At 36.1% G+C, this 20,975-nt stretch carries 20 protein-coding genes; 17 read left to right on the top strand and 3 right to left on the bottom strand.

Translation table 11 applies throughout. From position 1 onward, the window contains the following. The first annotated feature begins 159 nt into the window (after positions 1-159). Genes WC644_00575 through coaD form a run of 5 tightly spaced genes read left to right on the top strand, consistent with a single transcriptional unit; the run spans position 160 to position 3,437 of the window. Entirely contained in the window at positions 160-1,029 is an 870-nt protein-coding gene (locus tag WC644_00575) for a carboxypeptidase-like regulatory domain-containing protein (GenBank protein MFA5010422.1), read from the top strand. Next, positions 1,030-1,518 carry a helix-hairpin-helix domain-containing protein gene (locus tag WC644_00570; protein ID MFA5010421.1) on the top strand — a complete coding sequence of 163 codons (489 nt, stop codon included), beginning with the start codon at positions 1,030-1,032 and terminating at the stop codon, positions 1,516-1,518. 9 nt (positions 1,519-1,527) lie between these two features. Continuing rightward, entirely contained in the window at positions 1,528-2,409 is an 882-nt protein-coding gene (locus WC644_00565) for a hypothetical protein (protein ID MFA5010420.1), read from the top strand. 1 nt (position 2,410) lies between these two features. Continuing rightward, positions 2,411-2,956, top strand: coding sequence for an RsmD family RNA methyltransferase (locus WC644_00560; GenBank protein ID MFA5010419.1), 546 nt, complete (start codon positions 2,411-2,413; stop codon positions 2,954-2,956). Further along, positions 2,940-3,437 carry a pantetheine-phosphate adenylyltransferase gene (coaD, locus tag WC644_00555; protein ID MFA5010418.1) on the top strand — a complete coding sequence of 166 codons (498 nt, stop codon included), beginning with the start codon at positions 2,940-2,942 and terminating at the stop codon, positions 3,435-3,437. Before WC644_00560 ends, coaD begins: the two co-directional genes overlap by 17 nt. A gap of 174 nt (positions 3,438-3,611) precedes the next feature. Here coaD and WC644_00550 read toward each other — a convergent pair whose 3' ends face one another. The 3 genes from WC644_00550 to WC644_00540 all read right to left on the bottom strand — a co-directional run bounded on the left by WC644_00550 (position 3,612) and on the right by WC644_00540 (position 7,354). Further along, positions 3,612-4,094: a DUF255 domain-containing protein gene (locus WC644_00550; protein ID MFA5010417.1), complete on the bottom strand. Its 483-nt coding sequence runs from the start codon at positions 4,092-4,094 to the stop codon at positions 3,612-3,614. 178 nt (positions 4,095-4,272) lie between these two features. After that, complete coding sequence (locus WC644_00545; protein MFA5010416.1) at positions 4,273-5,562, bottom strand: aminopeptidase P N-terminal domain-containing protein; 1,290 nt, start codon at positions 5,560-5,562, stop codon at positions 4,273-4,275. A gap of 88 nt (positions 5,563-5,650) precedes the next feature. Further along, positions 5,651-7,354, bottom strand: coding sequence for a glycosyl hydrolase family 8 (locus WC644_00540; protein ID MFA5010415.1), 1,704 nt, complete (start codon positions 7,352-7,354; stop codon positions 5,651-5,653). A gap of 772 nt (positions 7,355-8,126) precedes the next feature. On the opposite strand from WC644_00540, the gene WC644_00535 reads away from it, so the two are divergent. The 12 genes from WC644_00535 to ispG are packed head-to-tail and all read left to right on the top strand — an operon-like array spanning position 8,127 to position 20,944. Then, positions 8,127-9,179, top strand: coding sequence for a UDP-N-acetylmuramate dehydrogenase (locus WC644_00535; GenBank protein ID MFA5010414.1), 1,053 nt, complete (start codon positions 8,127-8,129; stop codon positions 9,177-9,179). 57 nt (positions 9,180-9,236) lie between these two features. Next, complete coding sequence (gene mtaB / locus WC644_00530; protein ID MFA5010413.1) at positions 9,237-10,580, top strand: tRNA (N(6)-L-threonylcarbamoyladenosine(37)-C(2))-methylthiotransferase MtaB; 1,344 nt, start codon at positions 9,237-9,239, stop codon at positions 10,578-10,580. A gap of 24 nt (positions 10,581-10,604) precedes the next feature. Beyond that, positions 10,605-11,096 (top strand): phosphohistidine phosphatase SixA, encoded by a 492-nt coding sequence (gene sixA / locus WC644_00525; protein MFA5010412.1) that lies wholly within the window; start codon positions 10,605-10,607, stop codon positions 11,094-11,096. A 25-nt stretch (positions 11,097-11,121) separates the two neighbouring features. Further along, positions 11,122-11,910 carry an ABC transporter ATP-binding protein gene (locus WC644_00520; GenBank protein ID MFA5010411.1) on the top strand — a complete coding sequence of 263 codons (789 nt, stop codon included), beginning with the start codon at positions 11,122-11,124 and terminating at the stop codon, positions 11,908-11,910. 6 nt (positions 11,911-11,916) lie between these two features. Further along, complete coding sequence (locus WC644_00515; GenBank protein ID MFA5010410.1) at positions 11,917-12,687, top strand: enoyl-CoA hydratase-related protein; 771 nt, start codon at positions 11,917-11,919, stop codon at positions 12,685-12,687. Positions 12,688-12,718: 31 nt separating this feature from the next. Next, positions 12,719-13,786, top strand: coding sequence for a histidinol-phosphate transaminase (locus WC644_00510; protein ID MFA5010409.1), 1,068 nt, complete (start codon positions 12,719-12,721; stop codon positions 13,784-13,786). Continuing rightward, positions 13,786-14,358 (top strand): DUF192 domain-containing protein, encoded by a 573-nt coding sequence (locus WC644_00505; protein ID MFA5010408.1) that lies wholly within the window; start codon positions 13,786-13,788, stop codon positions 14,356-14,358. Before WC644_00510 ends, WC644_00505 begins: the two co-directional genes overlap by 1 nt. Then, positions 14,355-16,496, top strand: coding sequence for a polyphosphate kinase 1 (gene ppk1, locus WC644_00500; GenBank protein MFA5010407.1), 2,142 nt, complete (start codon positions 14,355-14,357; stop codon positions 16,494-16,496). The genes WC644_00505 and ppk1 overlap by 4 nt, the downstream gene beginning before the upstream one ends. A gap of 22 nt (positions 16,497-16,518) precedes the next feature. After that, positions 16,519-17,376, top strand: a complete 858-nt coding sequence (locus WC644_00495) for a CDP-alcohol phosphatidyltransferase family protein (protein MFA5010406.1) — start codon at positions 16,519-16,521, stop codon at positions 17,374-17,376. A gap of 4 nt (positions 17,377-17,380) precedes the next feature. After that, the gene (locus WC644_00490; GenBank protein MFA5010405.1) at positions 17,381-18,103 is read left to right on the top strand and encodes a phosphocholine cytidylyltransferase family protein; all 723 of its coding nucleotides are present in this window, start codon (positions 17,381-17,383) and stop codon (positions 18,101-18,103) included. 13 nt (positions 18,104-18,116) lie between these two features. Continuing rightward, entirely contained in the window at positions 18,117-19,052 is a 936-nt protein-coding gene (locus tag WC644_00485; GenBank protein ID MFA5010404.1) for a rhomboid family intramembrane serine protease, read from the top strand. Next, complete coding sequence (gene ispG, locus WC644_00480) at positions 19,049-20,944, top strand: (E)-4-hydroxy-3-methylbut-2-enyl-diphosphate synthase (GenBank protein MFA5010403.1); 1,896 nt, start codon at positions 19,049-19,051, stop codon at positions 20,942-20,944. Before WC644_00485 ends, ispG begins: the two co-directional genes overlap by 4 nt. Positions 20,945-20,975 lie beyond the last annotated feature (31 nt).

Below are 20,975 nucleotides of genomic sequence, written 5' to 3'. Positions count from 1 at the left end.
CAGTTCGTGCTCATCCGTGTTCCATCGTTCAATTTTAAATCTTTGTTCTCAATAAGTGTATATCATAATTAAATCGGTTCTTTGAGTGTGCGTTCTTTTACGTTTGCAGCATTTTTTCATTATAATTGAAATTTTCATTCATTTATACTAATTTATTAAATGACTAAACAATTAATCACAGCATTATTTATTTTTATTATCATATCAGCAATGATTGGATGTGATTCATCTACCTCGCCGGGTCTTGCTAGCGGAGTTATCAGAGGCTTTGTCAGAGATTCAATTTCAGGTTCAGGTATTCCTGATGTGACAATATCTGCAGTACCCTTTATATCAAATTCTATTACAGATCCTTCGGGTTATTTCTTTATGACTGGCGTGAATAGCGGCGATTATACATTAACGTTAAAAAAACAGGGATACAATTATAAAAGTGTTCCTGTTTCAGTCAGTAATGATACTGTGAATGTAAACATAAAAATGTTTTTTTCTAACCTCTATATATTCAGCAATAAATTACTAACGGAATATTTTAATTCATTTTCTTTCAGCGCTATAGACCTTTTCCTCGGTTTTGTCGTGAACGAAAATACCAATCAGTACGATATGCACCTTCGCGATTCGGCAGGCACAAGCAATAACTTCTACCTGCGTTCCGGTGACCTTGCAGAACACTTAACAGGATTTCAAACTAAGTTCAGCAATGCTTTAAAGAATCCTTTAAATAATTCATATACTTTCACTAAACAACAGTTTGATACCCTTTCAAGATATTATACTGTTGATGGAAACATATACCCGGTAAGGGATTTCACTGAAGACCGAATTCCTTCGTTTAACGAAACACCAAACATGCCTAACAGTGTTTATTCATTCTGGCTGAACGGAAGAAATTTGTCTCCTCCGGTTTACGGAATGTTCTTTCTTAATTATTCATACATTGACACTATTGCGCAGAATCAGTTCAAACTCATAATTGATGTTAAAGTTAATTGCGGCGGCTTAAATTTATTTAATCCAAACGAATAAATGATGAATACAATATTTAGCAAACTGAATTTTACAAGGAGCGAAACACGCGTACTTCTTCTTCTGCTGGTTATTTTATTCGCAGGTTTAGGGCTTAAACTATTTGTTAATAATTCTTCAAGCAAAAGTAATTTCGATTATCAGAAAGCAGGGAAAATATTTTCTCAAAATTCAAGTGTAAATATTAACGATACTAATCCGCAAAACTCTGAAACTATTGTTGCTGATGACACATTAAAAACCACAGATTCTAAGAGTAAGACAAAAACAAAGAAAGGCGAGAACCTCGCAGAAAAAAGTATTAACATAAACACTGCTTCTAAAGACCAGCTAATTCAGCTGCCCGGAGTTGGTATTTCGACTGCCGATAAAATAATCGAGTACCGCGAAACGCACGGCGGCTTTAAAAGGATAGAAGATATTATGAAAATAAAAGGTATTGGTCAGAAAAAGTTTGATAAAATGAAAAATTTTATAACTGTTGAATAAAATTATAATTTGAATAATTTACTAATTGAATACTCAGGTACAAGGATAAGACTCCTTCAGTTTAATTCTGAAAGAGTGATATATCTTGACCAGCTTGAATTTATTGAATCCGGCTTCTTCTATCTTGAGCCAAAAGTAAACTCAAAAAAAGTATCTGAATTTACTGAGCTTCTCGTGTCACATCTTCACAAGCATAATGTAATTGCGGATTCTATTAAGCTCGCACTTGATTCTCGACTCGCTTACATCAGCTGCATTCCGCTTGAATTCTCGGATGAAGCAGAAAATATAAACTCAAGTCTTATTTGGGAACTGTCCAATTTCTATCCCGAAAATTATAAGAACTTTAAGATAAACTTCCAGAAGATTAATCGCGGAAACGATGAACTTAATCTTCTCGGTAATACTCTTATTATTGCATATCACAAAAACATAACTGAAGTCACACGTAGAATTTCTGAGGTCTCATCGCTGAAAATATCCGGTGTTAACTTTGACGTCTTTACGGCGGGTAATTTTATTTCAAAGAACTATGCGAAAAATTTCGTATCTGTAGGCGTTAGGAATGATCGCGTAGATATTACTTTCTACATTAACGGTTCGGTCTCCCTTTTTATGCCCGTTAATGTTAGGGAAAATAATTATGACGTTGTGCTTGAAGAGCTGAAGAAAATGCTGCAGATATCGGGGTTTGAAGAAATTAACAATATATTTCTTTACGGTGAAGATAAGGCACATGCTTTTCTAAGCTTTCTCGAAAAAGCAAAGCTTAAGCAAAAAGTAAGTCTTGCAGACCCGTTTGAATTATACAAACCCGATTCGCTTTTCCTTGAAAACAGGTCGGATAAACTACAGTCTCATTCTTTCACCTCGGTTTTTGGATTGTTGTAATATGAGGATAATATCAGGATATCTTAAAAGCAGGGTTCTCGCGGTTTCTAATTCATCGCTCAGTGTAAGACCTACGACTGATAGGGCTCGAGAAACTTTGTTTAATATTATCTCTAACTCTTTTGACCTTAATGAGTGCAGGATACTCGACCTATTCGCAGGCTCGGGCAGTTTTGGTATAGAGTGCATCTCACGTGGCTCCGGGTTTTGCTGCTTCGTCGATAAAAACACAGAGTCTATTTTAAAAAACATTGTGTCACTCGAACTGAAAGACATAACAAATGTTGTTAAATCTGATGCTGTTTACTTCTTGAAGCATAATTCCGAAGAGCAGTATGACATTACATTCGCCGACCCACCCTATAATTACGCAAACTATAATAAACTGCTTGATAATATTTCGAAACTGGACACTTACTTTATTCTTGAACATTCGAAAAAATTTATCAATATTGATAAGTACAAAGAGTATCTCGTCAAAAGAAAAGATATAGGCATTACATCTTTCAGCTTTTATAATTTTTTAAAAAATGAAAAAGAACAATAATAATATCGCAGTATATCCGGGAACGTTTGACCCTATTACAAACGGACATCTTGATGTAATCGAGCGTGCATCAAAGCTTTTCGATGTGGTCATTGTCGGTATAGCACATAACATAAACAAGAATCCTTTGTTTTCAAAATCGGAGCGAAAAGAACTGGTTCTTGAAGTTGTTAAGAAATACAGGAATGTAAGAGTTGAAGTATTCAGCGGATTGCTTGTAGATTTTGCCGTGAAGAAAAAAGCTAAGGTTATCATAAGAGGATTGCGGGCAATTTCTGATTTCGAATTTGAATTTCAGATGTCCTTAACAAACAGAATACTCGCTCCACAGATAACCACAGTCTTTCTAATGCCCAACGAAAAGTACACTTATCTGAACTCATCTCTTGTAAGGGAGCTTGCATGCTTTCATGCCGATATAAAGAACTTTGTTCCCGACTTAATAAGAAAAAAACTGCTGCAAAAATTTAATGAGAAGTAATCTAATATTATTGATATTATAATTGCCGTAAGCAGCAAATAATACGTATCTAATGTCTTTAAATGCCGCCTGGAACATCTGAGGCCTATCTCAATGCTTATTTAATTGCCGTCTGCTTTAGCTGACGGAATAAAAGAGTTGCAATATTTGGGCTTTAGTCCAATCGTGTAATAACTAAAATACCTTATTCAAATCAGTATTCTTATACTTATTCTCTGCAAAATACTTTAGCAGCTTTTCAAATTCAGGAGCATCAAGGTATCCTGAAAACACACCATTACTTTCACCATTATAACTGAATTTTAAAACCGTTCCGTCAGGTGCTAAAAATACATGCGAAGGATATCCGGTCGCACCAAAAAATTTTGCAAGTGAAGCAGATGTGTAATCATTACCATTATATTTTATAACCTCAGAACCCTCGCCATTCAATTTAACATACACAAAGTTTTCATTAATGTAATTCATAATATTTCCTGTCGAATAAACCTGCTCCATTTTCTGTGACCAGGTATCAGTACTGGAATATATATTAATCAGAACCTTTTTGTTCGAAGTCTTTGCATTCTCAAGCCCGCTCTGAAATCCAGTCTGCGCACTTAAAGTACTTGTTGCTAGCACAGCTAATACTAACAAACTAATTATTCTTGATTTCATTTTTCTGTTTATTTCTTTCTTTGTTTATTATACCAAATGTAACAAAAATTGTTCCATTTTTGTGTGCCAATTTCCCCCTGTCATTCTCGCGGAAGCGGGAATCCAGCGTCATAAATAGCTAAGTCTAATTCACTTTGTAGGCGGATCTTCTTGAAAATCCCCTTTTATTAATAACAAACTACCCGTTCATTATCTCTTCTATCTCGTCTGCTTCAAGCGGTATGTTTCTCATTAAATCAAAGTTGCCCTTTTCTTTTACGAGTATATTATTCTCAAGCCTTATTCCAAGCCCTTCTTCAAGTATGTATATTCCCGGCTCAACGGTAAACACCATACCGGGTTTATAAGGAGTTTCAAAGTATCCTACATCATGCACGTCCAGCCCTAAGTAATGCGATACATTATGCATAAAATATTTCTTAAGTGCAGGCCAGGCGGGATCTTGCTTCTTTATATCGCTCATTTTCAAAAGCTTCAGATTCACAAGCTCCCTTTCCATGCATTCTTCAGTTGCCTTTTGTATTTCTTTCCAAATTCCGCCTTTTACAACTTGTGATGTCGTAAATTTCATCACATTTAGCACTGCATTGTAAACCTTCTTCTGCCTCTTTGTAAATCTTCCTTTCACGGGTATTGACCTCGTCATATCGGCATTGTAGTTGTTAACCGCAGCACCCGTATCTATCAGCAGTACATCCCCGTCATTGCAAACCTTATCGTTTTCTATGTAATGAAGCACGCAGGCGCTTTTTCCTGATGCTATTATCGGCGAGTAATCAGCAAACGCTCCTCCGTTTCGTATAAACTCATGCACAAATTCTGCTTCAACCTCATATTCCATAACACCCGGCTTTGTGAATTTCAAAACCCTTCTGAATCCTTTTTCTGTAAGGTCGCAGGCATGCTGCATCATTTCTATCTCCTCCTTCGACTTGTACATTCTCAGCCTGTTAATTATTGGTGCAAGTCTTTGGTATTCATGAAGAGGATATTGTTCTTTCCATTTCTTTATAAACCTTGCCGCTCGAGTCTCGACCTCTATTACTGCACGTTTATGTTCGTTTGAATTTATATAAACATTCTCGGCATCTGTTATCAACATTCTGAACACTCTGTCAAATTCCGAAAGCCACATGATGTTGTCTATTCCCGTCTTCTCCCTTGCCTCTTCTTTTGTAAGTTTTCTCCCTTCCCAAATTGCAATCAGTTCGCTCGTTTCCCTCAGAAAAAGTACCTCTTTGAAATTCTTATCAGGCGAGTCAGGAAACATTATCAGTATCGTCTCCTCCTGCCCCACGCCCGTCAACCAAAGCATATCACTGCTTTGCTTATACTTCATCGTCCCGTCAGAATTTGTCGGCATAGTATCGTTTGATACCACCACTGCCATCGACCCGGGTTTCAGTTCTTTCGTCAGTTTCTTTCTGTTACTGATATAAACGCTTTTATCAATAGTTATATTCTTCATACAGTGTTATATTTTTCTTGTTATTTTGTAAGTTAAAATATTTTAATAAAATAATCTATTGTATTACTTACTATACGGACATATGTCCTTATTTCATCAAAATCATTTTCTTTGTTTCTGTAAAATCGCCCGTCTGAATTTTATAGAAATAGACTCCGTTTGAATACATGCTGCCGTCAAACACAGTTTCGTAATTGCCCGGTTGGTACTTCTCATTCACAAGCACTTTCACTTCACGTCCCGATACGTCATACACGGAAATTTTTACTGATGATAATTTCGGTATATCAAAATATATTTTAGTTACCGGGTTGAACGGGTTCGGGTAGTTTTGTGATATTGAATATTTCTGCGGCGTACCGATTTCAACTTTTGAGTTCAGGTTGAAGTATTCATAGTTGCCGTTGTAATCAACTTGCTTTAAGCAATATGAATATGTGCCTGTCGTCAGGTTCTTGTCTTCGTAAGAATAATTTACAGGTGTTGATGTAGTGCCGTGTCCTTTGACGAATGCTACTTCATTCCAGCTGCCATCGGCATCAAGGCGCTGAACTTCGAAACCTGAATTATTGATTTCGGAAGCAGTACTCCAGTTCATTATAACGTTTCTTTGATTTACGTTTGCCGTAAATGATGTAAGTTCAACAGGAAGCGGATAATCAAGTGGTATAAAATTTCCCGTTTGGACTAATAATGTCAGTGTCTTTAAGGAGGAATTGAAGTAATTCCATCTTGTGCTATAAGTCGTCGCATTCTCTCTGTATATGCTGTCGCAAAAATTCTGAAATGTGGCGTCTGTCGCCATCGTTCCTACTCCAAATGGTCCTACAAATGCATTATTATGATACATCCCGAGCGGCGTTCCGTTCAACGCATAATCATCAAGTATGTTTGCTGACCCGACGCTTCTTGCGAATGATGTTATTAATGAACAGAAATTGTTCGCTCTCATGTCTCCGTACCAGAGGTAATCCATACCGATTCTCCACGGAGTTCTTGTTGCATCGTAATGATATGAATATTTACATGTATATGGCGGAGGACACGGCGGCATAGGGTTTCCATCAGGAAGACACCAATCAGGTACTAATCCCGTCGTATCATTATTAATAAATACCAAGTAATTATAACATCCGTTAATAACACTGTCCCAACCGCTGTTTCCCGTGTAATATGCAAACGCCCTGTAATATGCTGGTGCAAAGTAAGATGTATTTACTCTGTAAAGTCCGCCCGATTCATCGCCTGATTTAGGCAGGTTGTAAACTGTATCAATTCCAAACTCATAAATTTTATTTATTACATTTATCGCTGCTTGCATGTAATTAATACTTCCGCCGCTTCCCCATTGTCTGTCAGCTAATATTAAAGCATAAGCAACATCCTCTTCGGCATCAGTTGCTGAACCTTGCAAGCCGAAATAATTATTTCCTAACGAATCTATTATCCAGTTCATTAGTCCGTTTGGACCTAAATGAATATTGTAATAACCGAGTAAATCATCAAACAATGGCTTATCATTCATATTCACGGAAATCAGCATTCCGTATCCGATTCCCTCAGATACTGTCATCCTTAATGTATCCCACAACACCCTTCTGTACCCGCCGGCTCCTTGACTCGTAACATGCCTTGCTTTCCAGTTAATGAATGTTGTATCCAAGTCAATATGGTTTTTATTCGAAGGGTATATTCCGTATTTGTATATTACGTTCTGTGGAAAAGGGTAGTTCTGAGAGTTTACTGTAGATAAACAAATCAATGATAGTATTATTAAAATTGTTGTTTTCATAGTCAAAACAAATTAAGTATTTCTGTATTTTAAAAAGGTAAGTGTAAAAATACAGAGTGTCAATTCAAAACATTTCTATTAAAAGCATTAAAAAATTTTACCTGTAAAATAATCCCCCCCGCTTAATTAAATCACATATTAATATTTCTCTTTCAAAATATTAATTCATTTCTTTTGTAAAAGTATCTGGTCTCGTAATTTATAAGCAGATATATAACTATTTTGTACATATCGCCAAAATATTCTAGTCTTTGTTATTAAAAATATAATCGAATGTTAATCTCAAATCTGAACCTTTCGCAAACAACTACTCAGTCGATAAAACCTGCTTAAAAAACTCAGAAATCTCTTCTGAATACTTGACGTAATCTCATCCCCCCAAAATTTAATAAGCTTTTCATACTATTTTACATAAAAAGGGAACTCTATCTTGACTTTTATTGTCACAATTATTAAGTCATAAAACATAATGAAAATCCATATATTTCATTTAAAAAGGTAAATGATTTACACAAAAAGTCATTTAAATACATTTAAAAACAGCACTTCTTTCAAATCTCCAATAATAACACGGTAATTTTCCAATAATAGTACGGTTATAATACGGAGTACTCTCGTATTTCTCGGCTATTTCTCTCGAACTAGAGCCGAATCAACCTAATCCGAACCCCCTCCCCCAATATCAAATCTCTAAAGCCGTAACTTACACCCCAAAATAGGAGTATAATATTTACTGAATATTATTCTTCCTCAAAAAACACTATTTTAAAATATGAGTGATATTTCTTTTAAATCCGTTAAACTCTCAGATTTTACTACTATTAATCTCGGAGGCGCTGCAGATAAATTTGTTGAATGCAAAAACGACAGCGAAATTATCAATGCAGTCAATTATGCTGTCAAAGAAAACCTGTCTTACCATGTTCTCGCCGGCGGCAGCAACACAATTTTCAACGATGACGGATACAAAGGTGTTATAATTTATATCAATTCAAAAGGTATCTTGCGAAAAGACGATTTGTTTACAGTAAAAGCCGGCGAAAACTGGGATTCATTTGTTGAACACACTGTCAATAATGGTTATTCAGGTATCGAGTGCCTTTCGGGTATCCCCGGCAGCGTAGGTGCAACCCCTATACAAAATGTTGGTGCTTATGGTCAGGAAGTTTCCGACGTTATTGAATCTGTGAAAGCCATCAACACGAAAACCCTTGAATTCGAGACCTTCCCAAAAGAGTCTTGCGAATTTTCTTACAGAAACAGCCGCTTCAAATCAAATGATAAAGGAAAATACATCATTACCGAAGTTACCTTTAAACTGAAATTTAATTCCGTACCCGTTATAAAATATAAAGAACTAAAAGATAAAATAAACTCACACCCAAGCTTTCATTTCTTTCAAAATAATATTAGCAAACATATTTTAATCAGAAATACCGTTCTTGAAATTAGAGCAGCTAAATCGATGATTTACAATAAAAACGATGAAAACTCGATTTCCTGCGGCTCTTTCTTCACCAATCCTCTTATTAATGAAGATTCTTACAATGAGTTTTTAAGCAAATGCAATGAATTGAATTTGCAGCCGGTTTGTTTTAAATCAGGGGAGCAATTCAAGGTTTCCGCTGCCTGGTTAATTGAAAATTCTGGATTTAATAAGGGTTTTTTAGAAAACGGTATAGGGATTTCTTCAAAACATTCTCTCGCATTGATTAATAAGGGCGGTTCAACGAAGGATTTAATCGTCTTTTCAGAAAAAATTCAATGTGAAGTCTTTCTGAAATTCGGAATTAATCTCATCCGTGAACCGGAATTAATCTCCTGATTTGATATACAAAATATTTTGCATTAAATATACTATTGAAAAATTGTAAATTTATTAATGAAGAGAGTATCTTTACATACACTCGGTTGTAAGTTGAACTATAGCGAAACTTCTACTCTGGCTAAACAATTTGAGCTGAAGGGTATGAAGTTGCATAATTATGGCGAAGAATCTGATATTTTTGTTCTAAATACATGTTCTGTTACGGATAATGCCGATAAAGAATGCAGGCAGATTATCAGGAGTGTTCTTCGCAAAAATCCGGAAACTTATGTTATTGTTACGGGTTGCTATGCTCAGCTTCAGCCGGGGGAAATTGCAGAAATTGAAGGCGTTGACCTTATTCTCGGTTCAAAGGAAAAGCTTCGGCTGTTTGAATATCTTGATAATGTCGAACTCGAAGATATTTCATGTATTTTCAAGGAGAATAAACCGCGTATCTTTGTCTCGGAAGTTGGCAAGGCAGACGACGAAATTAAAGGTGCATTTTCTGCAGACTCTGATTCAAGAACACGTGCCTTTCTGAAAATTCAGGATGGTTGTGACTATAATTGCAGTTTCTGCACTATTCCTATGGCAAGAGGTGTTTCGCGTAGTCTGCCATTGGAAGAAGTTGTTGACAATGCAAAGAAGATTATTGATTCTGGTTACAAAGAAATAATACTTACCGGTGTTAATACCGGCGATTATAAATACTTCGAAAACAACAAAACGAAAAAACTTATTGATGTCCTTTACGAACTAGATAAACTAAGCATTGAGCGGATTCGCATAAGCTCTATTGAACCGAATCTTCTCACTGACGAAGTAATTAGTCTCGTGAAAAGCTCGGATAAGTTCTGTAAGCATTTTCACATCCCGCTTCAGAGTGGAGATAGTCGTATCTTGAAACTTATGAAAAGAAGATATAACTTACAGTTATTCAGTGACTTAGTGGAAAAGCTAAACAATGAACTGCCGGGTCTCGGAATTGGGGTTGATGTTATTATTGGTTTTCCCGGCGAGACAGATGAAAATTTCAGGAACACCTATGATTTCATCGACGGACTAAAAGTCAGCTATCTGCATGTTTTCAGTTATTCTGAGCGCAAAAACACTCTGGCTGTATCGTTAGACGGTAAAGTCGATATTAATAAAAGAAAGCAGAGAAGTGAAACTTTAAGAAACCTTTCTGCGAAGAAGAAGTATGATTTTTACACAAGACACTTGAACACTAAACAGAAAGTTCTCTTTGAAAACAAAGTCGTTACTTTTAATGGTGTCGATTACATAGAGGGCTGGACTGATAATTACATTAGAGTTAGAACTATAAATGATATTAAATTGCATAACAGTATATCAGAAGTTATGCTTACGAATTTAAACGGTGTTAAATCCGTGGATAGTCACATAATTAACTAACATACTAAACTAAAATATTAAAAAATGAAACTGTTTTTGATTAGACACGCAGAAGCAATTGATTATGAAACCGAATCAGTCCGTACGGATGAATTAAGATACATAACTCCTAAAGGACGTAAAATCTCTACTACGGTTTTTAAAAGTCTTAAAGATTATTTATTGGACTTAGATAAAATTTTTACAAGCCCTTTGATTAGAGCCGTCCAGACTGCCGAAGTTCTCGCATCTACACTTAAATACAAGCATGATGTGGAAGTTGCAAACGAACTCCTCCTCAACGGCTCTGTGGCTAAAGTTGCTCAACTATTAAAGAGAAACACTGTCTTTAATTCAATTGCTCTCGTCGGACATGAACCTCTCATTTCTCTGCTTATTGAAGGTCTTTCCGATAAGAAAGAACCGAACTTCCAGTTTAAGAAATCAGGCGTTTGTTTCATCGATTTCGACCCTGATAAGGGCTTAGGTCAATTTCAGTGGTTTTATGATTACAAGAACTCTCAATATATAAAGTAATCTTATGACATTGCCTTTGCTGTCTATGAATTCCGTATCATTTTCTTACGGAAACGGTAAACTTATATTAAGCGATGTTAACCTTAGCATCAGCAAAGGAAAGTTCTATGCCGTTATTGGCAGGAATGGTTCAGGGAAGTCAACCTTGGTCAATCTTCTATCTGGTATCATAGGAAATTATAAGGGGGAAATCCTTTTCAATGGAAAGAACATTAATTCTCTTTCCTCAGTAAGTATCGCCCGGCACCTGTCTTTCATACCGCAGCAAATTCAATTCTTCGATATGAATATTCGAGTCTTTGATTTTCTGTGTCTCGGCAGGTATCCGTATAAATCATTTACTGATTTCAGAACTAACAACGAAGAAAAAGAAATCGTTGGTAATGCTCTCGAAATGCTTTCTATCGTCAACCTCAAGGATAAACTGCTGTTCGAACTCTCCGGAGGTGAAAAACAAAAGGTTATTATCGCACTTGCCTTCGTACAGCTTGATTGTAGAAATGACCTCTCGGAAAAGATTCTAATTGTCGATGAACCGCTTACTTATCTTGATGTCAATTATCAGTACGATATCTTTAACGTTCTTGCAAAGCTAAATAAAGATAAGGGATTAACCGTTATGACGGTTATTCATGACCTGAATATAGCTTTAAAGTATACAGATGAAACCATACTGCTCGAAAAAGGTAAAATTGTCTCATCTGGCAGAACACTCGATATTATTACACAGGAGTCTCTTGAAAAGTATTTTAGGATTAAGTCTCAGATTCTTAACTTCGAAAACGAGTTCCACATAAACTTTATACCAAACTAAACGGCTATGAAAAAGATTTTTAATAAAATTCTACTCGAGGATAAAGGTAAGACAAAGAAGCTTATTCTAAATCGACCGGATAAAAGAAACTCGCTTGACGATGAAATGATTAGTGAACTTACTTATGCAGTTAAAACCATTTCAGAAGATGACGATACTAAATCTTTGATTATAACCGGTGCCGGCAGTAATTTTTGTTCGGGTCTTTTTCTTGACTACTTGAATAAGATTCAGGATTTTGATGTTCTCGAAAATAAGAAAGATTCAAACAACTATAAAAATCTCTTGCTTGCAATCTATAACTGTAAGAAACCGACCCTTGCAATGGTTGACGGCTATGCTCTTGCTGGGGGATGCGGTATCGCAAGTGCCTGCGACCTTATAGTCGCATCTGATAAAGCTCAGTTTGGTTACACAGAAGTTAGAATCGGCTTTATTCCTGCTATCGTTATGATTTTCCTTCTCAAACGTGTCAGTGAAACTCATGCAAAGGACTTGCTGCTGACTTCAAGGTTTATAACTGCTCCCGCAGCACTTAAAATGGGATTTGTTAACTACGTCGTTGAGCAGGCAATGCTTGAAAGCTACACAAATCAGCTCTGCGATTCCCTTAATCAGCTTCCGTCAAGCTCTGTGATGCTCACTAAAGAAATGTTTAAAAATATTTCTTCAATGGGTTTTGAGGCTGCACTTGAGTATGCAGTCGATATGAACACGCTTACCCGTATGTCAGAAGATTGTAAAAACGGTATTAAAAAGTTTTTAACTAAAAAGTAATATATTTATTAACATCAAATATTAAAACAATATGACAGACCCCAAAAAATATAAAGAACTTCAGTATCTGGATAGGAATGAATCCCAGTACGGACCATCACCAAAATGCTATGAATTTCTCAAGCATGTTACTATCGATGAACTTTCAAACTATTCAAGGGAGTTCTCGAAAGGTATCAAATCTAGCCTATCAAAAATGATAGCAGATGAATTCAAACTTCCAGAAAAGCAGGTTATACTTTCTTACGGAAGTGAAGACCTGCTGAAACAAATTATTCACTATTATCTCGATAGGAAAGAAAAGATTCTTATTCCAAAAGAAGCATGGTGGTATTATAAGAAGGTTGCTTATGAAGTTGGCGGATTCAACGTTGAATACCCTATGGTCAGAAGTGAAGAGGATGGTATCGCAACATTTGCCTATGATGTTGATAAAATGATTGAAATCTATGACAAAGAAAGTCCAAGGATTGTTCTTATTGCTTCTCCAAACAATCCGACAGGCAACAAGATTTCTAAAACAGATTTGCATAGATTCCTCGATGCATGCAGAGGCGCTCTCGTTATGATTGACGAAGCTTATTGGGGATTCGGTTCTACAGAGAATGATTATGTTAAGCCTTTCCTCGATGAATTTCCTAACCTCGTTATATGCAGAACCTTCTCAAAGTACTTTGCTCTTGCAGGTTGTCGCATCGGTTATTCATTCGCCGGCAAGAATCTTGAAGAATTAATGAATTATACTGTAAGATACCTTGGATATAACAGGATATCGGAAAAACTTGGCGAGATTGCTTACAAAGATTCCGAATACTATGAAAGAGTTACAAAAATGATGCAGGAAGACAAAGAGTATTTCTACAAGGAGTTTTCTAAAATGGATGGATTTACTCCATATAAGTCTTACGCAAACTTCATGCTTGTTGATATGCCGCATGATATAAGAAAAGGTCTCGATAAATTTCTAAAAGAAAGAAATCTCCTAATTAAATTCCTTGACGAAGAAGCGTTTAAAACAGAAACAAGGATAACACTCGGCACTCGCGAACAGAATTATTATTTAATAGACTCAATTAAGGAATACTTAGGAAAGAAATAATGGCAAAACAGAAAGCAGCAGAAAAGAAAACAGCACCAAATAAACCTAACTACTTTATTTATGTGCTTATTGCAGTCGTTGTTATTGCTGCAGGATATTTCATATATACTATGATGAATGAAGAGAAACCAATAGAAAAAAAGGTGGTTATTGAAAAGAAAGAACCAACTGAGCCGCAGTTTGTGAAGCAGGGTGAAGTTGAGTTTCTCTCTAGCAAAGATGGAAAAGCGATAAAGAAGATAGATGTTGAGATAGCTGATAATGACAGAAAAAGAACACAGGGGCTTATGTACCGCAAGTCTATGGATGAATCACAGGGGATGTATTTTGTATTTCCTATTTCTGAATTGCAATCATTCTGGATGAAAAATACGCCGCTTTCACTCGATATAATGTTTGTAAATGAAAACAAAGAGATAGTAAAAATTCATAGGAATACTACACCTTTTTCAGAAAAGTCTTTACCTTCTGAAAAGAAAGCAATGTATGTTGTCGAAGTTGTCGCAGGATTTTCCGATAAGTATGGAGTTAAAGAGGGGGATAAAATAAATTTTCAGATAACTAATTATTGAACGGTAAGAATAAAATAAGATCCGATTATCTCTTTAGCAGAGAACTAAGCTGGATAGAATTTAACAGGCGGGTTCTTGAGGAAGCTGCGGATAAGTCTCAGCCTCTTCTTGAACGCGTTAAGTTCATATCTATTTTCTGCACTAACCTCGATGAGTTCTTTATGATTCGCGTATCTGGTCTCAAACGACAGATTGTAAGCGATGTAAATGAAACAACATCCGACGGGCTTACTGCTCAGGAACAACGCGAATATATCTATCAGGAACTTTGCCCGATGGTTAAAGAGCAGTACAGGTTGTTCAATAAAGAACTTGTTCCTCATCTCGAAGAGCAAAATATAAAGTTCTTCAAATACTATGATCTTGTTGATGACGAAAAGAAAAAACTGGATAAATATTTTGATGAGGAAATATTTCCTGTTCTTACCCCTATTGCTATGGATAACGTTCACCCGTTTCCAAATCTTGTAAACAGAACACTTGCATTCGCAATCGTACTTGATGACCCAGATACTGAAATAGTTGAGGGTAAAGTTTCGGTTCTTCAGATACCGGGAAACTTCCCTAGGTTTATTCCTATCGGAAAAGAAAACAGCACTCATTTTCTTTTACTTGAAGAACTTATCGAAGCCAATGCCCATAAACTATATCCCGGAATGAAGATTACGGACTGCTATGCTTTCCGTATTACCAGAAATGCCGACCTTGAGCTTGAAGAAGAGGAGGCGGGAGACCTCCTTACCCTCATAGAAGAAGAAGTGAAAAAAAGAAGGCTCGGAATCATCGTAAGACTTGAAGTGGAGGAAAAAATACCTGATAAAATACTAAACTTTCTTATTGATGACCTTGAACTTGATAATACTGAAATATATAAAGTTGATGGACCTTTAAACCTTGGTGATTTAATGTATCTATACCGTATAGATAAGAGGACGCTCAAAGACGAAGGATACATGCCGAGGATATCATCTTTCTTCCTCGATGAGGATGATTTCTTTAAAGCAATAAGGAAACGGGATATTATGCTCCATCATCCTTTCTATTCATTCTCTTCTGTCACCGAGTTTATTGCACAGGCAGCAGAGGATAAGAATGTCTTCGCGATAAAATTAATTCTTTACAGAACAAGCGGTGATTCTCCGATTATTAAATCTCTTATTCATGCAGCAGAAAACGGCAAACAGGTCACTGCCGTAGTTGAACTTAAAGCAAGATTCGATGAAGAGAATAATATTATCTGGGCGAAGAGACTTGAGAATGCAGGCGTGCATGTCGTTTACGGAATATCAGGCTTAAAGACACACTGCAAACTCCTTCTTGTTGTGAGAAGAGAATCCGGAAAGATGACCCGGTATCTGCATCTAAGTACCGGCAATTATAATCCAATAACTTCAAGAATCTACACAGACCTTGGACTTTTTACTTGCAACGAGGATTTCTGCAAAGATGCTTCAGACCTTTTTAATTATCTTACGGGTCACTCGAAGCAAAAGGAGTACAAAAAATTTCTTGTTGCTCCTTACACAATGCGTAAGAATCTGAGTAAGTTCATTGATGATGAAATAGAATCTCATAAGGTAAACGAGAACGGAAGAATTATTATTAAGGCAAATTCCCTTGTTGATGACAAACTTATATTCAAACTTTTTCAGGCATCTAATTCAGGTATAAAAATTGATTTAATTATTAGAGGTATCTGCCGCTTGAGACCCGGCATAAAAGGTGTTAGCGAAAACATAAGAGTAATCAGCATTGTAGGTAGATTTCTTGAGCATAGCCGTATCTATTATTTCTACAATAATGGTAAACCGGTTATTTATTCAGGTTCAGCCGATATTATGCAACGTAATTTTGATAGACGTGTTGAAATGCTTTATCCGATTGAAAATCCGAGAATAATAGAAGACCTTGAAGAAATTCTTGCACTCTATCTAAAAGATAACGTTAAAGCTCGTATTCTAAACAGCGACGGCACTTATTCTAAGATAGAGATTCCTGAAAATGACAAAGGTGAAAAGGAATATTTTAACGTACAGGAGTATTTTGTAGCTCAGGTTAAAAAGAAGTATATTGCAGAATCTAAGAAGGAATACAAAAAGAGGCTTAAGAAACTTAAGCAAAAGAAAATATTACATTAAAAGGATTACAGGTAATTAAAAAATGAGTTGGTACACAGAGTTTAAAAGTTCTTTAAAAAGTTTTGATGTTGAGGAAATACTCGATATATATTTCTATCGTCCTCTTTCATTCTTGTTTGTAAAGTTAATATATTCCACGAATATTACTCCTAATCAGATTTCCGCATTCTCGATGCTTTTTGGTATTTTGACCGGAGTGTTATTTTCATTCGGAACACCTCAGTCTTTTATATTTGCTGGAATAGCATTACTTATTTCTAATATACTGGACTGTGCTGACGGTCAGCTTGCACGGCTTAAGAAAAACGGTACCGGGATTGGACGGATCATTGACGGTTTCATAGATTATGTAACGGGATTCTCAATGTTTCTTGGTATTGGTATAGGATTGAGCATTTCAACGGGTGATTATCTATATGTTTGGTTAATAACTCTGGCCGGGGCTGTCTCACGTATATTTCAAAACATGTATTTTGATAATTACAGAAACGTTTATATGCTGAACGTTTACAACAAAGGTAATAATCTTGAGGATGAGTTCGATGAGTTTTCCAGACTTAAGAAAGTTCTCGAAAGATCTAAAGGAAGATTAGTCGAGAAATTCCTCGTTAATATTTATTTAAAATACATATCAGTTCAGAGCGGAGCCGCGAAAGATGAAAGGCTTAATGTTTCCCCAGAACTCTACAAGAGAAAAAACATATTGCTACTTAGAGCATGGAGCTGGATTGGTTCAACCACGCATTTATCGGCAGCAATACTGGCAGCTTTCTTAAACCGATTGGATATCTATCTATGGATTACTTTTACGGCCGGAAATCTAATGCTGTTAGTTCTTTATATTATTCAGAAGAAAACACTAAACGGAATATCAAAATAATTATATGCAAGCGATAATATTAGCAGCTGGTATTGCAAAAAGACTTAGACCTTTAACAGATACTACTCCAAAATGTTTACTGGATGTTTGTGGAAAAAATCTACTGCATCGGACGATGGAAAATGTTTTAAAAAACGGAATTAATGATTTTATATTTGTTACAGGCTACAGAGAAAATATGATTAAAGATTATCTTAACAAGAATTTTGCGGATGTTAAAATTGAGTTTCTGTCAAACATTGATTACTCTAACAATAACAATTCTTATTCTTTATGGATGACTAAGAATTTCGTAAAGGACGGATTTATTCTGCTTGACAGTGATATACTTTTTGATTCAAGAATAATTAGAAAACTTCTTGATGACACGAATGAAAATGCTGCTGCCGTAAATACAAGAGTGAAACTTGATGAAGAACAAATAAAGGTTACGGTTGACAATAACAATAGAATTCTTAGAATGGCTAAGGATGTTCCAATTCAAGAAGCTGTTGGAGAATCAATAGGTATAGAAAAGTTTTCAAAAAGCTTCGGTGATGAGATATTTAAGATACTTGACCGGAAAATATTAAACGAAAATAATGTTAATGAGTTTTATGAAAAGACCTTTGAGGAAATAATCGGAAGAAATGACCCACGGAACAGTATATTCAGCATAGATGTTTCAGAGTATGAGTGCGTTGAAATAGATACTGTGGAAGATTATCAAAAAGCACAACAAGAATAAAAAAGCAAAAACATTGAATAATTTTAGGAGAGGGGTAGGCGGCTTTAGTATGTTTCCGCCTGTTATTAAATATCTGCTGATATCAAACATAGGCGTCTTCATACTGCAGTTTTTCTTCCTTGATACACTCAAGGCGGGAAGCGTTCCTGTAGGGGATTTATTTGTAAAGAACTTTGCCTTATTCACTTATGAATCTCCATTTTTCAGACCCTGGCAGTTGTTCACGTACATGTATATGCATGGCGGATTTTCTCATCTATTCTTTAATATGTTTGCGTTATGGATGTTCGGTATGGAACTTGAAAACATGTGGGGTTCCAAAACATTCTTCATATTCTATACTGTTTGCGGGGTAGGTGCAGGTATTGCAAATGCTTTCCTTGCACCGCTTGTGAGTTATATTCCACCTAACGTTCCAACCGTTGGAGCTTCCGGTTCTATATATGGAGTGTTAATTGCATTCGGTATGATATTTCCGAATAGGTATATATATATATACTTTATGCTTCCGATAAAAGCAAAATATCTTGTCATTATATACATTCTGATTGAAGTATTCGCTGTTGCATCGCAGTCCCAGTCGGGAATAGCTCATATCGCACATCTTGGCGGAGGAGTTGTCGGATTCCTTTATGTTTATTTTATACTTAATAAAGGTAAACCAAAGTTTTTTAAGAATCAGGGTCAGGATAACAATGTGTTTAATAACCTCAGGGATATGTTTGAAAAGAAACCGGAGCCACCGAGGTATGAACCACCTAAGAATGTTTATGATGCAAATTTCGAAGACCTTTCAAAAAGCAAGTACGAAGATGATATGAGACGAAATGAAAAGGAAGCTCAAAAAAGGATTGATGCAATTCTAGATAAACTTGGTGCGAATGGTTACGCAAGTCTGACGGAAGAAGAAAAGAGAATTTTGTTTCAGGAGAGCAAGAAATTAAGATGATATATAAACGATTCAGGACTCGTGAGGTAAATATTGGAGATTTACTTCTTGGTGGTGCTAATCCTATCCGCATTCAATCTATGACAACAACAGATACAATGGACACCATTGGTACTGTTGAACAGTCAATACGCATTATTGAAGCAGGCGGTGAACTGGTAAGAATAACTGCTCCCAGTATAAAAGAAGCAAAGAACCTTTCTGAAATAAAGAATGAACTAAGAAAGAGGGGATATAAAACTCCGCTCGTTGCTGATATTCATTTTACTCCAAACGCTGCTGAAGTAGCTGCACGAATAGTTGAGAAAGTTCGTGTTAATCCGGGTAACTATGCCGATAAGAAGAAGTTTGAAACAATTGAGTACACCGATAAATCCTATTCACAAGAACTCGAACGTATCCGAAGCAAATTCATTCCGTTAATTAAAATTTGTAAAGAGTACGGAACGGCAATGCGTGTGGGTACTAACCATGGTTCGCTTTCGGACAGGATTATGAGCCGTTACGGAGATACACCTGAAGGAATGGTAGCATCAGCGATGGAGTTTTTAAGGATTTGTGAGGATGAGAATTATTACAACATTATTCTTTCGATGAAGTCGAGCAATCCTCAGGTAATGGTACAGGCATACAGATTGCTGGTGAAACAAATGATAAGTGAAAACATGAATTATCCCCTTCATCTTGGAGTTACGGAAGCGGGCGACGGAGAAGACGGAAGAATTAAATCATCACTTGGAATAGGTACATTGCTTGAAGAAGGACTTGGTGATACAATTAGGGTTTCACTTACGGAAGAACCCGAGTATGAAATACCTGTCTGCAAGACACTTATAAACAGATACGCAGATATAAAGGAATTAACTGAGGACACTCAGTTTCCAAAAGTTATAAATCCTTTTACTTATAATCAGCGTGAAAGCATAACCACAGATAATAATATAGGCGGTACGAATGTTCCTGTTGTAATATTATCGGCTGATAAAGAAGTATTCGATTCTTACAAAGGCCTTAAAGAGGTCGGATACTATTACAGCGAGACGCTGGATAAATGGAACATCGGTGATATGGCTCCTGACTTTATATATCTTGGTTCTCAGGATATTGATTATAAGCTCCCAGGTACTTTAAAGAAAATATTTAATTATAATTTTTGGCTAAACTTGGGATCAAGCAAAGAATCATATCCTTTACTAAACAAATCCGTCTATCTAGATTTAACGGATAAAGATTTTAATAAATTTCTGGTATTAAATACGAATGATATATCAGATGATATATTAACCAGTTTAGTTACAGATTCAAATGTAGTTATTATACTTAACTGTACAGAAGAACTTTCGTACAGGAAAGCAAGAGACATTGGTGAAGGGCTGATATCCAGGAATATAAAATGTCCTGTAGTGATTAAGAAGAACTATAAGAGCTTATCTGAGGAAGAGTTTCTTGTATATCCCGCAACGGATGCAGGCGGGCTCCTGATAGACGGGTTTGGTGACGGAATATGGCTTGAGTCAGATGTTGTATCGAAGAAAGTTGTGAACAGCATTTCTTTTGGAATACTTCAGGCATCTCGAACAAGGATATCAAAGACGGAATATATATCTTGTCCATCATGCGGCAGAACTTTATTTGACCTTCAGGAAACGACGGCAAAGGTAAGGGAAAAAACAAACCATCTTAAAGGGCTGAAGATTGGAATCATGGGTTGTATTGTTAATGGTCCGGGTGAAATGGCCGATGCAGACTATGGATATGTTGGCAGCGGAGTCGGAAAGATTACCCTTTATAGAGGAAAGGAAGTAGTTAAACGCAGCATTGATTCAGAAGTAGCAGTTGATGAACTAATAAATCTCATCAAAGAGAATAAAGACTGGGTAGAACCCGAATGATTTATAAAGTTTTATTAAACAAAAAGGCTGC

The sequence above is a fragment of the Ignavibacteria bacterium genome, from assembly GCA_041649015.1.
GTDB lineage: Bacteria > Bacteroidota > Ignavibacteria > Tepidaquicellales > Tepidaquicellaceae > CAIKZJ01.
This window is presented reverse-complemented; position numbering and strand designations above follow the sequence as displayed.

Bases quoted from the DNA above. Each gene is read 5' to 3' on its own strand.
- WC644_00575 (MFA5010422.1), top strand. From the start codon at position 160: ATGACTAAACAATTAATCACAGCATTATTTATTTTTATTATCATATCA.
- WC644_00570 (MFA5010421.1), top strand. From the start codon at position 1,030: ATGATGAATACAATATTTAGCAAACTGAATTTTACAAGGAGCGAAACA.
- WC644_00560 (MFA5010419.1), top strand. From the start codon at position 2,411: ATGAGGATAATATCAGGATATCTTAAAAGCAGGGTTCTCGCGGTTTCT.
- coaD (MFA5010418.1), top strand. From the start codon at position 2,940: ATGAAAAAGAACAATAATAATATCGCAGTATATCCGGGAACGTTTGAC.
- WC644_00550 (MFA5010417.1), bottom strand. From the start codon at position 4,094: ATGAAATCAAGAATAATTAGTTTGTTAGTATTAGCTGTGCTAGCAACA.
- WC644_00545 (MFA5010416.1), bottom strand. From the start codon at position 5,562: ATGAAGAATATAACTATTGATAAAAGCGTTTATATCAGTAACAGAAAG.
- WC644_00540 (MFA5010415.1), bottom strand. From the start codon at position 7,354: ATGAAAACAACAATTTTAATAATACTATCATTGATTTGTTTATCTACA.
- WC644_00535 (MFA5010414.1), top strand. From the start codon at position 8,127: ATGAGTGATATTTCTTTTAAATCCGTTAAACTCTCAGATTTTACTACT.
- mtaB (MFA5010413.1), top strand. From the start codon at position 9,237: ATGAAGAGAGTATCTTTACATACACTCGGTTGTAAGTTGAACTATAGC.
- sixA (MFA5010412.1), top strand. From the start codon at position 10,605: ATGAAACTGTTTTTGATTAGACACGCAGAAGCAATTGATTATGAAACC.
- WC644_00520 (MFA5010411.1), top strand. From the start codon at position 11,122: ATGAATTCCGTATCATTTTCTTACGGAAACGGTAAACTTATATTAAGC.
- WC644_00515 (MFA5010410.1), top strand. From the start codon at position 11,917: ATGAAAAAGATTTTTAATAAAATTCTACTCGAGGATAAAGGTAAGACA.
- WC644_00510 (MFA5010409.1), top strand. From the start codon at position 12,719: ATGACAGACCCCAAAAAATATAAAGAACTTCAGTATCTGGATAGGAAT.
- WC644_00505 (MFA5010408.1), top strand. From the start codon at position 13,786: ATGGCAAAACAGAAAGCAGCAGAAAAGAAAACAGCACCAAATAAACCT.
- WC644_00495 (MFA5010406.1), top strand. From the start codon at position 16,519: ATGAGTTGGTACACAGAGTTTAAAAGTTCTTTAAAAAGTTTTGATGTT.
- WC644_00490 (MFA5010405.1), top strand. From the start codon at position 17,381: ATGCAAGCGATAATATTAGCAGCTGGTATTGCAAAAAGACTTAGACCT.
- ispG (MFA5010403.1), top strand. From the start codon at position 19,049: ATGATATATAAACGATTCAGGACTCGTGAGGTAAATATTGGAGATTTA.